Origin of the sequence: Stenotrophomonas sp. TWI169 (assembly GCF_039674705.1) — a bacterium.
Classification (GTDB): Bacteria; Pseudomonadota; Gammaproteobacteria; order Xanthomonadales; family Xanthomonadaceae; genus Stenotrophomonas; species Stenotrophomonas maltophilia_P.
This window is the reverse complement of sequence record NZ_JBDJOB010000038.1, coordinates 1-17,943: the sequence shown is the minus strand read 5'-3', so window position 1 is coordinate 17,943 and position 17,943 is coordinate 1. Positions and strand designations below refer to the sequence as shown.

The 17,943-nt window shown below is 67.3% G+C and carries 21 protein-coding genes; 7 read left to right on the top strand and 14 right to left on the bottom strand.

The genetic code is table 11. The annotated features are described in order from the left end of the window. Window positions 1-82 precede the first annotated feature (82 nt). Window positions 83-1,327 (top strand): DUF819 family protein, encoded by a 1,245-nt coding sequence (locus tag ABE543_RS18355; protein ID WP_053516181.1) that lies wholly within the window; start codon window positions 83-85, stop codon window positions 1,325-1,327. Between the two features lie 333 nt (window positions 1,328-1,660). Here the strand turns inward: ABE543_RS18355 and ABE543_RS18350 are convergent, their stop codons facing one another. The 5 genes from ABE543_RS18350 to ABE543_RS18330 are packed head-to-tail and all read right to left on the bottom strand — an operon-like array spanning window position 1,661 to window position 4,688. Continuing rightward, a complete protein-coding gene (locus ABE543_RS18350; RefSeq protein WP_111186566.1) occupies window positions 1,661-2,140 on the bottom strand; it encodes a hypothetical protein in 480 nt (159 codons plus the stop codon). Window positions 2,141-2,187: 47 nt separating this feature from the next. Then, window positions 2,188-2,448: a cell division topological specificity factor MinE gene (gene minE, locus ABE543_RS18345; protein ID WP_053516176.1), complete on the bottom strand. Its 261-nt coding sequence runs from the start codon at window positions 2,446-2,448 to the stop codon at window positions 2,188-2,190. Between the two features lie 2 nt (window positions 2,449-2,450). Next, a complete protein-coding gene (gene minD / locus ABE543_RS18340; protein WP_053516174.1) occupies window positions 2,451-3,260 on the bottom strand; it encodes a septum site-determining protein MinD in 810 nt (269 codons plus the stop codon). Between the two features lie 37 nt (window positions 3,261-3,297). Further along, window positions 3,298-4,146: a septum site-determining protein MinC gene (gene minC, locus ABE543_RS18335; protein ID WP_053516171.1), complete on the bottom strand. Its 849-nt coding sequence runs from the start codon at window positions 4,144-4,146 to the stop codon at window positions 3,298-3,300. Continuing rightward, window positions 4,092-4,688, bottom strand: coding sequence for a GNAT family N-acetyltransferase (locus tag ABE543_RS18330; RefSeq protein WP_053516169.1), 597 nt, complete (start codon window positions 4,686-4,688; stop codon window positions 4,092-4,094). The genes minC and ABE543_RS18330 overlap by 55 nt, the downstream gene beginning before the upstream one ends. A gap of 138 nt (window positions 4,689-4,826) precedes the next feature. Between ABE543_RS18330 and ABE543_RS18325 the strand changes: the two genes are divergently transcribed. The 4 genes from ABE543_RS18325 (at window position 4,827) to ABE543_RS18310 (ending at window position 8,457) form a co-directional block, all read left to right on the top strand. After that, window positions 4,827-6,029, top strand: coding sequence for a sensor histidine kinase (locus ABE543_RS18325; protein WP_053516166.1), 1,203 nt, complete (start codon window positions 4,827-4,829; stop codon window positions 6,027-6,029). Further along, the gene (locus ABE543_RS18320) at window positions 6,029-6,670 is read left to right on the top strand and encodes a response regulator transcription factor (RefSeq protein WP_053516165.1); all 642 of its coding nucleotides are present in this window, start codon (window positions 6,029-6,031) and stop codon (window positions 6,668-6,670) included. The genes ABE543_RS18325 and ABE543_RS18320 overlap by 1 nt, the downstream gene beginning before the upstream one ends. Window positions 6,671-6,903: 233 nt before the next feature. Further along, window positions 6,904-7,977, top strand: coding sequence for an SRPBCC family protein (locus ABE543_RS18315; RefSeq protein WP_053516163.1), 1,074 nt, complete (start codon window positions 6,904-6,906; stop codon window positions 7,975-7,977). 108 nt (window positions 7,978-8,085) lie between these two features. After that, complete coding sequence (locus tag ABE543_RS18310; protein ID WP_065182368.1) at window positions 8,086-8,457, top strand: DUF423 domain-containing protein; 372 nt, start codon at window positions 8,086-8,088, stop codon at window positions 8,455-8,457. Between the two features lie 19 nt (window positions 8,458-8,476). Here ABE543_RS18310 and ABE543_RS18305 read toward each other — a convergent pair whose 3' ends face one another. The 6 genes from ABE543_RS18305 to ABE543_RS18280 are packed head-to-tail and all read right to left on the bottom strand — an operon-like array spanning window position 8,477 to window position 12,460. Beyond that, window positions 8,477-9,286, bottom strand: coding sequence for a M15 family metallopeptidase (locus tag ABE543_RS18305; protein ID WP_346475998.1), 810 nt, complete (start codon window positions 9,284-9,286; stop codon window positions 8,477-8,479). Between the two features lie 9 nt (window positions 9,287-9,295). Beyond that, complete coding sequence (locus ABE543_RS18300; protein ID WP_346475997.1) at window positions 9,296-9,889, bottom strand: PH domain-containing protein; 594 nt, start codon at window positions 9,887-9,889, stop codon at window positions 9,296-9,298. Further along, window positions 9,886-11,175 carry an alpha/beta fold hydrolase gene (locus ABE543_RS18295; RefSeq protein WP_065174601.1) on the bottom strand — a complete coding sequence of 430 codons (1,290 nt, stop codon included), beginning with the start codon at window positions 11,173-11,175 and terminating at the stop codon, window positions 9,886-9,888. The genes ABE543_RS18300 and ABE543_RS18295 overlap by 4 nt, the downstream gene beginning before the upstream one ends. A gap of 2 nt (window positions 11,176-11,177) precedes the next feature. Further along, window positions 11,178-11,357 (bottom strand): DUF4177 domain-containing protein, encoded by a 180-nt coding sequence (locus tag ABE543_RS18290; RefSeq protein ID WP_053516154.1) that lies wholly within the window; start codon window positions 11,355-11,357, stop codon window positions 11,178-11,180. Continuing rightward, a complete protein-coding gene (locus ABE543_RS18285; RefSeq protein ID WP_053516152.1) occupies window positions 11,354-11,533 on the bottom strand; it encodes a hypothetical protein in 180 nt (59 codons plus the stop codon). The genes ABE543_RS18290 and ABE543_RS18285 overlap by 4 nt, the downstream gene beginning before the upstream one ends. Before the next feature lie 45 nt (window positions 11,534-11,578). Further along, window positions 11,579-12,460: an SPFH domain-containing protein gene (locus ABE543_RS18280; protein ID WP_053516150.1), complete on the bottom strand. Its 882-nt coding sequence runs from the start codon at window positions 12,458-12,460 to the stop codon at window positions 11,579-11,581. A 130-nt stretch (window positions 12,461-12,590) separates the two neighbouring features. Between ABE543_RS18280 and purT the strand changes: the two genes are divergently transcribed. Continuing rightward, window positions 12,591-13,778, top strand: coding sequence for a formate-dependent phosphoribosylglycinamide formyltransferase (purT, locus tag ABE543_RS18275; RefSeq protein WP_053516148.1), 1,188 nt, complete (start codon window positions 12,591-12,593; stop codon window positions 13,776-13,778). Between the two features lie 66 nt (window positions 13,779-13,844). On the opposite strand, the gene ABE543_RS18270 is transcribed toward purT, so the two are convergent. Then, entirely contained in the window at window positions 13,845-15,050 is a 1,206-nt protein-coding gene (locus ABE543_RS18270) for an endonuclease/exonuclease/phosphatase family protein (RefSeq protein ID WP_197600835.1), read from the bottom strand. A gap of 38 nt (window positions 15,051-15,088) precedes the next feature. Beyond that, the gene (locus tag ABE543_RS18265; RefSeq protein ID WP_346475996.1) at window positions 15,089-15,844 is read right to left on the bottom strand and encodes an arginyltransferase; all 756 of its coding nucleotides are present in this window, start codon (window positions 15,842-15,844) and stop codon (window positions 15,089-15,091) included. Between the two features lie 155 nt (window positions 15,845-15,999). Between ABE543_RS18265 and ABE543_RS18260 the strand changes: the two genes are divergently transcribed. After that, window positions 16,000-16,563 (top strand): EF-hand domain-containing protein, encoded by a 564-nt coding sequence (locus ABE543_RS18260; RefSeq protein WP_053516143.1) that lies wholly within the window; start codon window positions 16,000-16,002, stop codon window positions 16,561-16,563. A 50-nt stretch (window positions 16,564-16,613) separates the two neighbouring features. On the opposite strand, the gene ABE543_RS18255 is transcribed toward ABE543_RS18260, so the two are convergent. Further along, window positions 16,614-17,831, bottom strand: a complete 1,218-nt coding sequence (locus ABE543_RS18255; protein ID WP_346475995.1) for an RNA polymerase sigma factor — start codon at window positions 17,829-17,831, stop codon at window positions 16,614-16,616. Between the last annotated feature and the right edge of the window lie 112 nt (window positions 17,832-17,943).

The following is a 17,943-nucleotide window of genomic DNA, read 5'->3' as shown; positions in this document are numbered from 1 at the left end:
CCCGGTGCTTGGCGGGGCGCCTTGGCACACCTTTCCCCCCAACCCCCCCCCTCGCGGGCCTCGCCTCTACCCGAGCGCCCGCATGACTTCGAACGCCCTGATCCAGAACGACATCGTGGTCTTCGGCCTGATCGCCGCCACTTTGGGGGCCGTGTTCTGGACCGCCTCGCGCGAGCAGGGGCCGTGGAAGCGCTTCTACACCTTCGTGCCGGCGTTGCTGCTGTGTTATCTCATTCCTGGCATCTACAACACCGTCGGCCTGATCGACGGGCAGAACACCGCGCTGTACAACCCGGTCGCGCGTGACATCCTGCTGCCGGCGGCGCTGGTGCTGCTGACCCTGGCCGTGGACATCAAGGGCATCCTGCGGCTGGGACCGAAGCTGGTACTGATGTACCTGGGTGCCTCCGCCAGCATCATGCTCGGTGCCGTGGTCGCCTTCCTGCTGATGCGCGCGCTGCACCCGGAAACCGTTGCCGGCGACACCTGGGCCGGCATGGCCGCACTGGCCGGCAGCTGGATCGGCGGTGGCGCCAACATGCTGGCGATGCGCGAAGTATTCGACGTCAACGCCACCACCTTCGGCCAGTTCGCCGTGGTCGACGTGGGTGTCGGCTACGTCTGGATGGCGGTACTGATCTTCCTCGCCGGGCGCGCCGCGAAGATCGACGCGCGCAGCGGTGCCGATACCTCGGCCATCGACGAACTGAAGGAACGCATCGCGCGCTTCCAGGCCGAACACGAGCGCATTCCCAGCCTGACCGATCTGATGCTGATCGTCGCCGTTGCGTTCGGTGGCGTCGGTCTGGCGCATGCAATCGGCGCGCCGCTGGCGGCCTGGTTCAAGGCCCATGTCGGCTGGGCATCGCAGTTCAGCCTGGATGCTCCCTTCGTCTGGGTGGTGGTGCTGTCGACCACGCTGGGCCTGGGCCTGAGTTTCACCCGCGCGCGCACGCTGGAGGGAGCGGGAGCGTCACGTCTGGGGTCGCTGCTGCTGTACTTCCTGATCGCCTGCATCGGCATGCAGATGGATCTGCTGGCATTGCTGGACCGTCCGTGGCTGTTCCTGCTCGGCCTGATCTGGATCGCCGTGCACATCGTGCTGCTGTGGTGCCTGGGCCGGTTGCTGAAGGTGCCGTTCTTCTATTTCGCCATCGGCTCGCAGTCGAACATCGGCGGTCCGGCCTCGGCGCCCGTGGTGGCCGCCGCCTTCCATCCTGCATTGGCACCGGTAGGCGTGCTGCTGGGAACGATGGGCTACGCCACCGGAACCTACCTGGCGTACATCGTCGGCATCACCCTGCGTGCGCTGGCAGGGCAGGGGTGAGGGGGTCAGATCCCTTTTGCTGCGCAAAAGGTATCTGACCCCGTTTCGCGGCGCGTCACGCTACCGGCAATCCACGTTCGATCAGCCAGACTCTCGCGTCTTCGGCGTCCTGCTCGAACCGCGCCGAGTGAAAAAAGGGGCGCCGCAGGGTTCGGCGCGTCGCCACGCGCCCGTGGCCAACCGCGCCCGCGGCCTCACGCCACTGGCAACCCGCGTTCGATCAACCACGCCTTCGCGTCTTCGGCGTCCTGCTCGAACCGCGCCGAGTGAAAAAAGGGGCGCCGCAGGGTTCGGCGCGTCGCCACGCGCCCGTGGCCAACCGCGCCCGCGGCCTTACGCCACTGGCAGCCCGCGTTCGATCAACCACGCCTTCGCGTCTTCGGCGTCCTGCTCGAACCACGCTCTCGTCGATCCCAACCGGTACGTATACCCCCACGCATCCATGTCGGCCATCAGCCGTGCGCTGCCGACGCCGGGCAGCTGCGCGGCCAGCACGATCTGCAGGTAGCACGTGGCATCTTCCTCGGCGACCGAATCAGTGGCATCGGTATGCACCTGCGCGCGCCGCTCCGGCGGCAGCACGATCAGATGGCAGGCCTCGTGCAGCATCGAATGCACGGGCGTGTCGTCGCGCACATACACGTTGCTGGCGATGATGCCTGCTTCAGGTTCACCCCAGTAGCTGCCGGGAATCGGCTCGCCGGCGGCGACGTGGTGCAGATCGAGCCCATGCGCGGCAAGCAGGCGCTGTGCATCGGCGAAGGCGATATCGCCCACGCAGGTGATGTCCACGGCGGTTGTCGTGTCAGTCATGCGGAATCGTGCAGCCCCGCCCATGCAGGCACGGGCGGGGCAGGGGGTCAGGGCTTTTCCGGGCCTTCCGGCAGCGCCACGGAGATGTCCAGCACGTCGTGCTGGCCATCCTTGACCAGGTCGACCTTCACCGCGTCGACGTCGATGTTGACGTACTTCTTGATCACTTCCAGCAGCTCGCGCTGCAGCAGCGGCAGGTAGTCCGGACCACCGCGATGGCTGCGCTCCTGCGCGATGATGATCTGCAGGCGGTTCTTGGCGGTTTCGGCGGTGGTCTTCTTCGCTTTGAGGAAATCAAACAGGCCCATGCTTACCCTCCGAACAGCTTGCTGAAGAAGCCCTTCTTCTCCACGGTGGTGAAGCGCATCGGCCGCTCCTCGCCCAGGATGCGGCTCACCGCATCGTCATACGCCTGGCCAGCAATCGATTCGCCATCGAGGATCACCGGCTCGCCCTTGTTGGAGGCGTTCAGCACGTCACCCGATTCGGGGATCACGCCGATCGCCTTCAGGCCCAGCACTTCCTCCACGTCGACGATGCTCAGCATCTCGCCGGTTTCCACGCGCGACGGGCTGTAGCGGGTCAGCAGCAGGAAGGCCGGCACGTCCTGGCCGGATTCGGCCTTGTGTGTCTTCGAGTCCAGCAGGCCGATGATGCGGTCGGAGTCGCGCACCGAGGACACTTCCGGGTTCACCACCACCACCGCGCGGTCGGCGAAGTACATCGCCAGGAAGGCACCCTTCTCGATACCGGCCGGGGAGTCGCAGATCACGAAGTCGAAACCGTCGGCGGCCAGGTCCTTCAGCACCTTGCCCACGCCCTCCTGGGTCAGCGCGTCCTTGTCGCGGGTCTGCGAGGCAGCCAGCACGTACAGGTTGTCGAAGCGCTTGTCCTTGATCAGGGCCTGCTTGAGGGTGGCTTCGCCGTGCACGACGTTGACGAAGTCGTACACCACGCGGCGTTCGCAGCCCATGATCAGGTCGAGGTTGCGCAGGCCGACGTCGAAGTCGATCACCGCCACCTTCTTGCCGCGCCGTGCCAGGCCGCAGGCCAGGCTCGCGCTGGTAGTGGTCTTGCCGACGCCGCCCTTGCCGGAGGTGACTACGATGATTTCAGCCAAAGGACTTCTCCTGGTTCTGCATGATGTTGGGGCTGCGTCAGTCCAGCGCAGCGATCTTGACCTGGTCCTGTTCCAGCCACACCTGCACGGCCTTGCCGCGCAGGTTGTCCGGGACATCGTCCAGTACCTTGTAGTGGCCGGCAATGGCCACCAGTTCCGCATGGAAATCACGGCAGAAGATGCGTGCCGCGGTGTTGCCCTGGGCACCTGCCAGCGCGCGGCCGCGCAGGGTGCCGTAGATATGGATGCTGCCGTCGGCGATCACCTCGGCACCGGCGCCGACGGTCGCCATGACCGTCAGGTCGCAGTTCTCCGCGTACAGCTGCTGGCCGGAACGTACGTTGCCGAGCTGCATGCGGCCCGGTTGCGGTGCCGAGCCCTCGGCCACCCTGGCCACCGGAGCGGCCGGGGCCGGCTTCGGTTCAGCGCGGGCGGCGCGGCGCGGCTCCGGCGCAGGTGCAGGCGGCGGGGCCGGCTCGGTCTCGACACGCTCGTACTGGGCGCGGAACTTGGCCAGCAGCGGCAGGCCGAGCTGCTGCGAGAGCTGGTCGACCGCACTGGTGCCATAGGCCAGCGCCACCGGCAGCACGCCGGCGCTGCGCAGGCCATCGACCAGCGCCTGCGCGGTGGCCACGTCCGGTACCTGGCTGAGGCCGCCGAAGTCCAGGATCACCGCGGCACGGCCGAACAGTTTCGGGGCGCGGGTCACCCGTTCGCGCATTTCCTGCACGAGTCGTTCGACATCGAGGGTCCGCACGCGCAGGTTGGCGATGCCGACCTGGCCGATCTTCAGTTCACCTGCCTGTTCGTAATCGAAATTCACCGCCACGCTCAGGTCCCCGTCGGCCGCTGTGCCTGCGCCGGCAGCTGCCGGTCGCGTGTCCATGCCACATCCGGCAGCTTGCCGCCGTAGGTCTCCTGTACCCACGGGTAGCTGCACAGTTCCTTGGCCAGCATGCTGGCGCGCACATCGACCTGCGGCATGGTGTTCTGGCCCAGCTCGCGGAAGCCGAAGCTGCCGTGGAACAGCAGGGCGGCATCGGCACCATGGTCGAGGAAGACTTCGCAGGTCATCTGCGGGTAGCGCAGCTCGGCGAAGCTCTGCGCATCGGCGTAGAACGCCCGGCCGACGCCACCACCGCGGCGGCGGCTGGCGACCACGATGCGGTCGATATAGAAGAACGGGGTGTCCAGCTGCTGCTTGAACCAGGCGAAGTTGCTGCTGTCGTGCTGGCTGTCGCTGCCGAAGCCGATCAGGAACCCGGCCAGGTTGCCGTCGCGCTCGGCGACGCGGAAGTACTCAGCGGTTTCATAGAACAGGCGCAGGCGTGCGGCATCCAGCGGAAGGATGGCCAGGCCAGCGTTGTTGTTCAAAGCCAGGACGGAATCGAGCTCGTGCTCGCGCACGTCGCGGATGACAATCGACATTGTGACTCCGTGGGGTAACGCGGTTGGTCCTGCAACGGACCCTGCGCACGATTATTGCATGGGTGGCTGGCGGGGGCACGCCCGTCGCCATGACTTCTGCCCGGGGGCAGGAGCGCTGGTTCAGCCTAAGATGCCTCCATGTTGGGATATCTCAGCCAAATCCGAGTCCTGCGCCTGGCCGGCCTGTTCACCTGGGTCATGGTCGGCCTGCCCGTGGTGTATTCCCAGTACGAGTCGATGCTGCGGCACGGCGGCAGCGGTATCGACAGCTGGTCCCTGTGGCTGTTTGCCGCCTACCTGTTCTTCGGCGCCGGCTACTTCTGGCTGACCCGTGGCCTGCGCGACAGCAGCCAGGCCGCCTGGTACGACCGGGTGGTGCTGGTGGTACTGACCGGCTCGGCCCTGGGCGTCAGCTACCTGAGCGGTTCGGGCCTGGGCAGCATCCTGATGATGGTGGCCGCCGGGGTGATCCCGTGGATGCTGCCCGTGCGCAGTGGCGTGATCTGGTTGCTGCTCAGCCAGCTGGCGGTGCTGCCGGTCTACTATCTGATTCTCGACATGCCGTTGTTCGAGGCACTCATGCAGTCGCTGCTGTATGGCGGCTTCTCCATGTTCATGTTCGTGACCAGCCTGGTCGCACGGCAGCAGACCGACGCCCGCGACGAGCAGCGCCGGCTGAATGCGGAGCTGAGGGCAACCCGCGCCCTGCTGGCCGAGAGCGCACGGGTCAACGAGCGCACCCGCATCTCGCGCGAGCTGCATGACCTGCTGGGGCATCAGTTGACCGCGCTGACCCTGAACCTGGAAGTGGCCGGCCATCTGGCCGAAGGCAAGGCGCTGGACCACGTGAAACGCTCGCACACGCTGGCCAAGCTGCTGCTGGGCAATGTGCGCGAAGTGGTCAGCCAGCTGCGCGAGACCAGCGCCATCGACCTGGCTGCCGCGCTGCGCCCGCTGACCGAGAATGTGCCCTCGCTGGACATCCAGCTGGACATCGAGGACCCCCTGAACGTGGAGGACCCGCAGCGGGCCCACGTGCTGCTGCGCTGCACCCAGGAAATCATCACCAACACGGTGCGCCACTCCGGGGCCCGCCATCTGTGGATCCGGGTGTACCGTGAGGCGCCGGACCGGGTGGTGGTCGAGGCGCGCGACGACGGTGTCGGCGCGGAAATGGTCAATGTGGGCAATGGCTTGCGCGGGATGCGCGAGCGCCTGCAACAATGCGGTGGCCAGCTGCAGGTGGAAACCCGCCCCGGCGAAGGCTTCTGCCTGCGTGCGACGGTGCCGGCAACCGTGCTGGTGGCCGCCCTTACCAAGGTTCCTGAAGGAGTGCGTTGATGATTCGCGTCTGCCTGGTCGACGACCAAACCCTGGTGCGGCAGGGAATCCGCTCGCTGCTGGCGCTGGACGACGGCATCGAGGTGGTGGCTGAGGCCGGCGACGGCCGGCAGGCGGTCGAACTGGTGCCCCAGGTCCGTCCGGATGTGGTCCTGATGGACATGCGCATGCCGGTGATGTCCGGGCTGGAGGCGCTGCAGGTCCTGTCGCGGCTGGAACAGCTGCCGCCGACCATCATCCTGACCACCTTCGACGACGACCAGCTGGTGCTGGCGGGCCTGAAGGCTGGCGCCAAGGGGTATCTGCTCAAGGACGTGACCCTGGACCAGCTGGTCGGCGCCATCCGCACCGTGGCTGACGGCGGATCGCTGGTGCAGCCGGCAGTGACCCAGCGGCTGCTGTCCGGGCTGGAACACATGCGCAATGATTTCGTCAGCCTGGACCGGCCGGACCCGCTGACCGACCGCGAGACGGAGATCCTGCGGCTGATGGCCAGCGGCTTCTCCAACAAGGAGATCGCCAATTCGCTGGGCGTGGCCGAGGGCACCATCAAGAACCATGTGTCCAACATCCTGTCCAAGCTGGGCGTGCGCGACCGTACGCGGGCCGTCCTGAAGGCGTTCGAACTGCAGCTGGTCTGACGAAAAGCCTTTTGCGGCAAAGGTTTGGCCGGCATTCCCGGGCCCCGGGACGGGCTGCCCCCTACATGCGGGGCGGCCGGATGCGCTACCCTGCCAATCCTTTGTCCATACAAATACGCAGCCGGCAGGGAAACCGGTGCGCCAATCGCGATAAACAATGCCCGCGAAGCCTGCTAGGATTGGCGCTTCGCTTCAATCAACCCGGCCGTGGGATCGGCCCCGGAGACTCCTGAATGACCCGTATTATCGAGTTCCTGATCGCCTTGGGGATCGTGGCTGGCCTGTTCGTCATCATTGGCGTATGTCTGCCGGGCGAGCGCCACATCACCGAAAGCATCGAGACCAACCGCAAGATGACGATCGTGTACGACACGGTCAGCAGCCTGCGCCGCTTCAAGGACTGGAACCCGCTGGTACTGCGCGATCCCGCCGTTGAACTGAAGCTGTCCGGCCCGGCCTCCGGCGTCGGTGCCACCCTCGACTTCTCCTCCAAGGACCTGGGCAACGGTTCCTGGAAGGTGACCGAGGCCGAAGAGAACAAGCGTGTTGTGATCGCCATCGAAGACCCGACCAAGGGTCACGACAAGGTCACCACCTTCAATCTGGAGCCGACCGGCAAGGGTGGTCGCAACGTCAAGATCACCCAGGACTACTCGGTGAAGTACGGCTTCGACCTGTTCGGTCGCTACGCCGGCCTGTATGTCAGCCGCCAGATCGGCGACGACATCAAGCTGGGCCTGTCGCGCATGGCGAACATGCTGGCCACCGTGCCGAACGTCGACTACCGCACCCCGGAAGCGCCGCTGACCGATCTGGGTATCGTGCAGGTGCCGGCCGAAGACCTGCTGGTCGTCAACGCCGGCAACGTCGACCGCGGCCAGGACACCATCACCAAGTCCATCAAGGACAACCAGGAGTGGATCAAGCGCGTGATGGAGGCCAATGGCCTTGAAGCCGCCGGTCCGTTCCGCATCATCACCACCGATTTCGGTGCCGAGAAGTACGCCTTCGACATCGCACAGCCGGTGAAGAAGAAGGGTACCGAAGGTGCCACCGGTGAGGAGCTGACCGTCAAGATCGACGGTGGTGCGCCGGTCAAGTACGTGCATGTCGCCCCGCATCGTTCGGCGCATGCGGCCTACACCGGTCACATGGCCGGCCTGGACGTGGCCCGCAACGGCCTGCGTGCGTGGGCAGTGACCTCGGGCAACGAAGTCATCGACCGTCCGTACGAATCGTGGAAGGACGGCGTGGACAAGTCGTTCACCCAGGAAGGCACCTACGACATCTACTGGGCCGTCAAGTAAGCGCTGGCTGACCCATGTAGTGTTGGACACGAAAACGCGCCGCTTCCTGCGGCGCGTTTTTTTTCATCCCGCGTCCGCCGCCGGGCGGGCGCCGCGCAAGGAGCAGTCATGTTCAATCTGGAACGACGTGCGCGTAAGCCCTCGCTGCTGGCCTGCATCGGTGCGCTGTTGGCGGCCGCTTCGATCGGCCTGTCGGCCTATGCCTCGCATGGCGTGTCCGATCCGCAGGCGCAGCAGCATCTGAACATGGCGGCGCTGTATGCGTTCGCCCATGGTGCCGTGCTGGTTGCGGTGGGACGGCGCGCGCAGGGCGTGATCGCACATCTGGCGCTGTACGTGCTGCTGCTGGGCGTCGTGCTGTTCTCCGGCAGCCTGGTGGGCAGCGCGCTCTGGCAGTGGCCTACCCGGCTGGCGCCTGTGGGCGGCACCAGCCTGATGGTGGGATGGGTGCTGCTGGCGATCGACGCCCTGCGGCGGTGAGGGCAGTGCGGGGAGGGGCTCAGCCGTTGGCCGGTCTCCAGCACCAGTGCCAGGGCTCGTAGACGATCCCGTGCGGGTTGCCGCGCGGGTAGCTCAGGTGGAATCCATGCCCGCGGGCGTGCGCCTGCAGCCACGCGAACGCATCGGTACGCTCGAACGATTCCTCTGCAGGTGCATCGCCCGGGGTGCCGATATCCAGTGCGTGCCCGCTGTGGTGTTCGCTGAAGCCCGGCGCGGCGTTGACCTTCAGGATCTCCGCCACGCTCAGGCCGCGGCCGCGCTTCCGCTCGAAGATTCCCAACTGGTACGCATGGCTGCGGAAGCCGGAAATGGCATCCAGGGCAACGCCATCGCGGGCCGCGTGCAGGTGCATCCGCCGCCACCCCTGCGCCGCGTCGCGGCGCAACCACAGGGGCCGCGAAAAGCGATCGCGGCCGGCGAAATGCAGCAGGCACGGCTCGGCTTCCAGCGGCAGCCCGGTGTCATCCGCGTAACCCTGCGCATCCAGGCCAAGGTGCTGCAGGCGTTGCTGCAAGCCCGCCAGGGGCAGCCATCGCTGCTCCAGTGCCGCAGCGAAAGGGCGTGACGCGCGGGCATCCAGCAGTGCCAGCGCCTCCTCCACGCCAGGCTCGTGCGGCAGACGCGGCACCAGCGAATGAACGCCCTGCGTCAGCACGGCGGCCAGATAGCGGCCATCGCGCTTGCGCCGCAGCACCCAGCGGGCCCGCGCCAGCAGGCGTGCATCGAGGTTGCTGCGCGCGCGCAGCAGATCGGCCGGCCACAGTTCGATGGCCTCGGTGTTCAGCAGCAGCAGCGGTCGGCGATGCATGTCCGCAGCTTACTGCCGTGGCGCGGCTGCGGCCACCTTGCGCAGGGCGTCAAGCAATGCCTGTGGGCGTTCCATGCTCAGCAGCAGGGTGCTGCCGCCGCGCACCGGGATCGCCAGCGTGCGGTGACGGTCGGTGACCAGGGCGAAGCCCTTGCCGCCGCCCTGCAGCCGCATATGCCCGGAATAGAAGCCGGGCATCGAGTAGCCGTTGGTCTTGAAGCGGATGCCATAGCGGCGGTCCTGCGCCAGGTCCACCACCTCGGCCTGGTCCAGCAGCATGTCGCGCACCGGTGTACGCCGTCGGTACAGCGTCGAACGCACATCCAGCACGCCACCCACCAGCTCCACGCGGCGGCGGAAGAACGAAGTACCCAGGCCCACGCCGATCAGCACCAGCACGGCGATGCTCCATGCCGCGCTGCCGTTCATCAGGAAGAACGGCGGCGACAGGGTGACTTCCATCCATGGTGCAGGCGCACGCGTGCGGCTGAACTGCACGGACACGCTGATGACCAGCACGGCCAGCACCGGCAACAGCACCCACAGCACGCGCAGGGGTGAACTGCCAGCCAGCTCGAACGGACGGGCTTCATTGGGGCTCATCGTTGTGCCTCCACCCATCGGGCGATGTCATCGATCAACCCCGCATCGACATGGCCGGGCCGGGTGTACTCCTTCAACGAACTCGGGCCGCTGCCAGCGATGCCGATGTGGTTCAGCGCCGGATAGGTCCGCCACTGCACATCGTCGCGCCGGGCGAGGGCCTTCTGCCAGAGTGCCCAGTCGGCATCGGGAACCTGGAAATCGCGCCCGCCATGCAGCATCAGCAGCGGTGCGCGCAGCCGCTGTGCATCGGCGCGGGCATCTACGGCTTCGATGCTCTTCCAGAAGGACTGCGGAACGCCGAGTGGCAGTTCGCTGGCGGGTACCGGCGTGCTGCCACGTGCTGCGGCGATCTGGCTGTCCAGTTTGTCCAGCAGCGCCTGACCGGCCGCGCTGATGTCGCCGTCCAGGCTCAGCAGGTAGCGGTTCTGTTCCGGCAGCAGGTCCAGCAGCGTGCGCGCGGGAGCGGCCCACAGGATGGCGCCACGCGCCTGTGGCCAGCGGCTGGCGATGCGTGGCGCAAGCATGCCGCCCTGGCTGTGGCCGAGCACGAACACGCGGCGGCCGTCGATGCGCGGGTCGCTGGCGACGGCCTCCAGTGCCGCCACCGCATCGTCGGTGGATTCGTCATCGACAGTGAAGGTGCCGCTCTGGAAATCCTGGGGTCGGGCGAGAGTGCGCTTGTCGTAGCGCAGTACCGCGATTCCGTGCGCGGCGAGGCCACGGGCGATATCGAGGAAGGGACGGTTGCCGCCGATGGTTTCGTCACGGTCCTGCGGGCCCGAGCCGTGCACCAGCACCACTGCCGGGAACGGGCCTTTGCCCTTGGGCAGCGCCAGCGTGCCGGGCAGCGCACCGCGTGTCTGCGGCACACTGAAATCAACTTCGCTGTAGGTCGCATCGGCCGGCGGCGGCGGTGCCTTGGCCGCGGGGGCGGGGCGCAGCAGCAGGCCGGCGACCTTGTCCTGTGCATCCACGGCCACCTGCGCGATCACCGCGCCACCGGTGAACTGCAGCGGAACTTCCACCAGGTGCAGGCCCTGCTGCTCGCTGCTGCGGGCCTGGCCGCGCTGCTGCAGTTCGCCCAGGGACCGCCACACGCTGTCGAGCTTCTCGGCGGGAACGGCACGGGCCATCTGCGGGGTCAGCATCGCCTCCGCATCGGCGATGCGGCCGGCCTGCAGGTGGTCCAGCAACCGGGCGGCAACCTGCTGCGGTTCGGCGGCGAATGCGCCACCGCTCAGCAGCGCCAGTGAAAGGGCGAACAGCGAACGGCGGGTCTTCATGGTCAGAGCTCCTTCTTGAAGACCAGCACCGCTGCGCTCATCGGCGCGGGGATCACGATGTTGACCAGCTCCCAGCCAAGCTGGCCCTGCTTGTTCAACGCCTCCTGCACGGCTTCGGTCTTCATGCTGCCCATCAGCGTCGAGGGCACTTCCAGGGTCTGGTACGTCCAGCGCTTGCTCATTCCTTCTCCTCCTGAGGTGGCTTGGGATGCGGCAGCCTGCCGGCCTTGCGCAGCGCGTCGCGCAGCAGGTACTCGATCTGCGCGTTGAGGCTGCGCAGTTCGTCGTCGGCCCAGCGCTGCGCCGCGGCCAGGACGTCGGCGTTGATGCGCAGTGGATAGGCTTTCTTCTCGCTCATGGATGCTCCTGGCGGGGCGGTGGGGCGCCCCGTTGCGAGGGTGATTCAGTACAGCGAACCGGCGTTGACGATCGGCTGCGTGCCCCGGTCCGAACACAGCACGGTCAACAGGTTGCTGACCATGTGCGCCTTGCGTTCCTCGTCCAGCTGCACCACGCCGTTCTTCTGCAGTTCGCCCAGGGCCATCTCGACCATGCCGACCGCACCGGCAACGATGCGCGTGCGTGCCGCGATCACCGCGTTGGCCTGCTGGCGCTGCAGCATGGCCTGGGCGATTTCGGCAGCATAGGCCAGGTGGCTGATGCGTGCGTCGATCACCTGCACGCCGGCGTCGGCCAGGCGCTCGGCCAACTCGTTCTTCAGGTGCTGGGAGATCTCGCTGGCGTGGCTGCGCAGCGCCAGCTGGCCCTCTTCATGCTGGTCGTAGGGATAGCTGGTGGCCATCGCGCGCAGCGCCGATTCGGACTGGATGTGCACGAAGCTCTCGTAGTCGTCCACGTTGTAGACCGCTTCGGAGGCATCGACCACCTGCCAGACGATCACTGCGGCGATCTCGATCGGGCTGCCATCGAGCTCGTTGACCTTCAGCTTGCCGCTTTCGAAATTGCGCACGCGCTGGCTGACGTGGCGCTTGCTGTAGAAGGGGTTGTTCCAGCGCAGGCCATTGTCTTTCACGGTGCCGACGTACTTGCCGAACAGGCTCACCACCGCGGCCTGGTTCGGCTGCACGGTGTACAGGCCCGCCAGCGCGAACAGCGCCACCACCGCGACCAGCGCGCCAACCAGCATCATCAGCAGGTTGGGGGAGCCGGTCGACGCCTTGGCGGCGATGCCCAGCACGAACAGCACACCGCCGAAGACGGCGACGAGCAATGCGCCCGCCAGAGTGCCCAGGCCGTTGAGGGAGGACAGCGACTTCTCTTTCATGGCAGTACGTCCTTGAGGGTTCGAGGCGACGATATCAAATTGATATCAGATGGCGACTACCGTTCGTCGGGAACCGCCGCTGGACCGGCTAGAATGCCCACCCGCCTTCACATCACTGCCGGACCCCTCCATGGCCAAGCTCGGAACCCCCCTCTCGCCCTCCGCCACCCGTGTGCTGCTGCTGGGCTCGGGCGAACTCGGCAAGGAAGTGGCCATCGAGCTGCAGCGGCTGGGCGTGGAGGTGATCGCCGCCGACCGCTACGCCGATGCGCCCGCCATGCAGGTCGCGCATCGTTCGCACGTGATCGACATGCTGGATGCGATGGCGCTGCGTGCGCTGATCGCCCAGGAACAGCCTCATCTGGTGGTGCCGGAGATCGAGGCGATCCACACCGAGACGCTGGTACAGCTGGAACAGGAGCAGGGCCTGCGGGTGATCCCCACCGCGCGTGCCGCACGCCTGACCATGGACCGTGAGGGCATCCGCCGCCTGGCTGCCGAGACGCTGGGCCTGCCAACCTCGCCCTACCGCTTTGTCGATACCGAGGCGGAGTACCGCGCCGCCGTGGCCGCCATCGGCCTGCCGTGCGTGGTCAAGCCGGTGATGTCCTCCTCGGGCAAGGGACAGAGCACGCTGCGCAGCGAAGCGGACATCGCGCCGGCCTGGGAGTATGCGCAGACCGGCGGCCGCGCGGGCGCCGGCCGCTGCATCGTCGAGGGATTCATCGATTTCGACTACGAGATCACTCTGCTGACCGTGCGCCACGCGGCAGGTACCTCGTTCTGCGCGCCGATCGGTCATCTGCAGAAGGACGGCGATTACCGCGAGAGCTGGCAGCCGCAGCCGATGTCGGACAAGGCGCTGGCGCGCGCGGAGGAGATCTCGCGTGCGATCACCGATGACCTGGGTGGCTGGGGCCTGTTCGGCGTGGAGCTGTTCGTGAAGGGCGATGAAGTGTGGTTCAGCGAAGTGTCCCCGCGCCCGCACGACACTGGCCTGGTGACGCTGGTATCGCAGGAACTGAGCGAGTTCGCGCTGCACGCACGCGCCATCCTGGGCCTGCCGGTTCCGGTGATCCGCCAGAGTGGTCCGTCGGCATCCTGTGCATTGCTGGCGCAGGGCGAAGGCGTGCCGTACTTCAACAACGTCGCTGCCGCACTGCAGGTGCCGGATACGGCCGTGCGCCTGTTCGGCAAGCCGAGCGTGCACGGTCAGCGCCGTGTCGGCGTCACCCTGGCGCGCGCCGACACCATCGACGAGGCGCGCTCGATCGCCCGTGATGCCGCCGACGCCATCGGCGTCGAGCTGCGTCCGTAAGCCGGTAGCGCCGCGCCGCGCCCGGCGGCTTTCTGCAAGGCAGAGCAGCGCGCCTGGCGCCTGGGGTCACTTCACATCCACCCACACCAGGTGGTGGTCGCTGCCGTCGGCAATCTTCGCGTCAGGGCTGTTGCTGGCTGGCCAGAACACGCCACTGCCCACGTACTGGAACCCGGTGGAAGGCAGCACGTAATCCAGTCGCAGGGTGCCGGACTTCGGGCCAAAGTCGCCGGTGGCGTGGAAGGGCGCACCCTTGCGCACGATGCCCTTGGCGGCATAGGCGAGGCTGGTTTCCTCACCCCCCGCGCTGCGCGGGGTGGGGTAGCGCAATACGCGTGCGTTCTCGATCAGTTCGACGATCGCCTCGTGGCGGCCATCGCCGTCGACCGGGTCGTTGTTGAGATCGCCGAGGATCACGAAGCGTGCATCCTGCGCCAGACCTCCGCACTGGCCCTTGTCGTCGCACAGCCAGGGCTTGTCACCCGCGGTGAGATACTCCTGCCACAGGCGCAGTTCGTCGTGGTTGCGCGCCGCGTTGCGCTTTTCCGGGCCGTCGAACACCGGCGGCGTCGGGTGCGAGACCAGCGCATGCACCACGCCTGCCGGGGTCTGCACCGGTACATCCCAGTGCGACTTCGACGACAGGCGCAGCTTCGACCACACGGCGTCGCTGTAGAAGCTCTGCCCGCTGCGCGGATCGACCGGACGGATCGCGCCCGGCATCGTGCTCCACTTCAGCAGCTGGAAGCTGCGTACCCTGGCTTCATCGATCGGGTAGCGCGACAGCACCAGCATGCCGTACTGGCCCGGGTGCAGGCCGTAGCCCCAGGCATCGTTGCCACGGCTGCGGCCTTCGCCGCCGACCACGCCGTTGTTGTCCAGGTCCAGGCCACTGGGCACGCCGGTGTTGACCGGGGCCAGGTAGCGGTAGGCGAAGTGCAGCGGCGCGCCGCCGCCCGGCTGCGCCACTTCCAGGTAGCGCTTCTGGAACAGGTCGGCGGCGCGATGGGCGTCGTCGAAATCGAATTCGTTCAGCAGCACCAGGTCCGGGCGCACCTGCTGCAGCACAGCGGCAATCTTGCGCGCATGCGCGCTGTCGCCTTCAAGCTCCCTGATCAGGCCACCGGCCTCATCGGAGTACAGCGAGGTGTTGTAGGTGGCCAAGCGCAGCGATGCGGACGGTGTTTCGGTCATCGCAGGGGTCCTGGCAGAAGCAGGGGCCACAGCGCCGCACAGCAGGGCCAGGGCAAGAATCAGGGGTTGGGTGTTCATGCCGCCTATTGTGCACCCCGCCCGGTGTCAGCGGTTTGTCAGCGGCCGTCCAGATCGCGGTCGAAATCGTGCCAGCGACGGCCATCATAGGCCTCCAGCGGACGGAAGCGGCGCTTGTAGTCCATTTTCTGGTGTTCACGGATCCAGTAGCCCAGATAGACGTGCGGCAGTCCTTCGCGACGCGCCCATTCGATCTGCTGCAGGATGGCGAACGTGCCCAGTCCCCGCGCTGCGTGGTCTGGATCGAAGAAGGTATAGACCGCCGAAAGGCCGTGCTCGGTGACATCGGTGACGGCCACTCCGAGCAGCTGGCTGGGCCGGCCATCGTGGCCCGGCAGGCGCATCTCCAGGAAGCGGGTGTGCGACCAGCTGCCGATCAGGAACTGCTCGAACTCGTGCGGGCCATGATCGTCCATGCCGCCGTTGGCGTGGCGGTGCACCAGATAGCGGTGGTAGAGGGCAAATAGATCCTCGCGCGCAGTGGCGGCGGTGATCCGCACCTCCAGGTCGGCGTTGCGGGTGGCGCAGCGACGCTGGCTGCGGTCCGGCGCGAACCGGGCCACCGGAATCCGTACCGCCACGCAGGCATGGCACTGCGCGCAGTGGGGCCGATAGACCAGGTCGCCGCTGCAGCGGAAGCCCCAACTGAGTGCGAGGGGATACAGGCCGCCCAGGCGACGGTCGTGGGGATCCATCACCAGGTCGCGCGCCACCCGGTCCGGCCAGTACCCGCAGGGGTGCTCGCCGGTCTGGAACAGCCGCAGTTCGTCGTCTCTGTCACCGTGGATCGCCATGGCCACAGCATAGCCCCAGCGTGTCGCAATGAACGCGACTGTCCGCCGGATGAACGGAACTGGCGGTTGCGTCAACCGCCGTCGCGGCCGGGCGTTGTTGTCATTCGAGGGTGAAGTGATCACCCCGACGCAACCTCATCCCCAGGAGTGACCTCATGATCCGTACCCCCCTGCTGCTGGCCCTGCTGCTTGCCACGTCCGCCTCCGGTGTCGCGCTGGCGGCGACTCCCCCGACCGCACCGGCACAGCGTCCGGCCAAGCTGGACACCAACGGCGACGGTGTCATCGACCGCAGCGAGGCCGCGGCCAACCCACGTCTGGCGGCCAAGTTCGACGAACTGGACCGCAACAAGGACGGCAGGCTGTCGCGCGATGAAATGCCGCGCGGGCAGCATGGTCGTCGTGGCGGCCATGGCGGCGAGCGCTGGGCCAGGCTGGACACCGACAAGGACGGCCGCATCAGCCGCGAAGAGGCCAAGGCCGATCCGCGCCTGGCGGCACGTTTCGACCAGCTCGATCTCAACAAGGACGGCTATCTGGACAAGGCTGATCGCGAGCTGCGCATGAAGCAGCATCGCGACGCCTGGTTCGCCGCTGCCGACACCAACAAGGACGGCCAGTTGAGCAAGGCCGAATTCGATGCGGCGAAGGGCCCGATGCATGGCGGCCCGCGCCACGGGGGCCCGCGTGACGGCGCCGCACCGAAGCCGCAGCGCTGATCACGGCGCAACGTTCAACGACGACGCCGGCAGACTGCCGGCGTCGTCCGTTACAGGCGACCGCTGTCGAGCAGCGTATAGGCCACCAGGGCGATCACCAGCAGGTTCATCGCGATGATGGCGCTGCGGCCGTACATCGCTTCGTACTTCCAGTTGATGCCCTGCCGCCCGCGCCGCGCTGCGTCGCGCACGATCAAGGGCCGCATCAGGCGCTGCAGCGGTCCCAGGCACTGGTAGTTGACCGCACCCAGGCCGATGGCCATGACCACCAGGTGTACCCATACCGGCGTCTGCAGCAGCACGACCAGCAGTATGGACAGGCAGCAGGCCATCACGGTCCAGGTGTTGAGATGGACGAAGCGCCGGACCTGGGCCCGCTCCGGTTCCGTTTCGGCGTAGGACAGCAGGAAGCGACCGCCCAGGTAGCTGCCCAGCACGCCGCCCAGCACGGCACCGGCGATCGCTGCCCAGTTGTGGGCCGGGACCAGATGCAGGTGCCCCAGCGCCGCTGTCAGCGATCCCATCGCGGTACCGCCGGCTGCGCTGGCGCCGCCCAACCCCAGCTTGCTGCCGCCAATGCCCACACCGGTGCCGAGCAGGATCGCGGCACTGGCCGTGCCGGGCGCAGCGATCAGCACCATCGAGACCACGGTGGTTGCGAAGGCAGCGCTGGGTGCGCTGCTGCGCGCGAATTCGCCGAAGCGCTGCAGCAGTCCCTCGCGGACCTGCGCGCGGGCCCGCGACAGGCGCTTGCGCACCGCCGCATCACTCAGGCCCAGCAGGTCCGCCACCTGCTGCGAGCGCTGACCTTCCCGGTAGTAAAGCAGCAGGACTTCGCGGCTGTCGGTGGGCAGCGCCGAGATGATGTCCTCGGCGGCAACCTCCTCTTCCAGTCGCTGCAGGCGGTCGGCGGCAGTCGGCGAGGGGTCGGCCGCCATGCCCAGCGCAACTTCGGCGGCCTCGCCGCTCAGGGGCCTGCCGCGTTGTGCACGCAGCCAGTCGCGCGCGAGGTTGCGGGTGATCTGCCGCAGCCAGGGCAGGAAGCTGGTGGAACTGCGCAGCTGGTGCAGTTGCTGCCAGCCCTTCACGAACGCTTCCTGCGCGATGTCCTCGCTGGCCTGGCGATCGCCGGTAATGGCCAGGGCGATGGCGGTCACGGTGTTCTGGCAGGCGAGCACGATGCGCCCATAGGCGTGCTGGCAGCCACTGCTGGCGGCTGGCAGTTCACGTTCCAGGGTCTGGTCGATGCTGGCGGCGAACGTCGTCATGGCAGCGGCTCCTGCAGGGATTGTGTCCCATGACGGGGCCGCGTGCCGAATGTGACCGGTTCGCGCCCCGGTAGCGCCGGGCCATGCCCGGCGGCTTTTCTGTCCGCTGCGC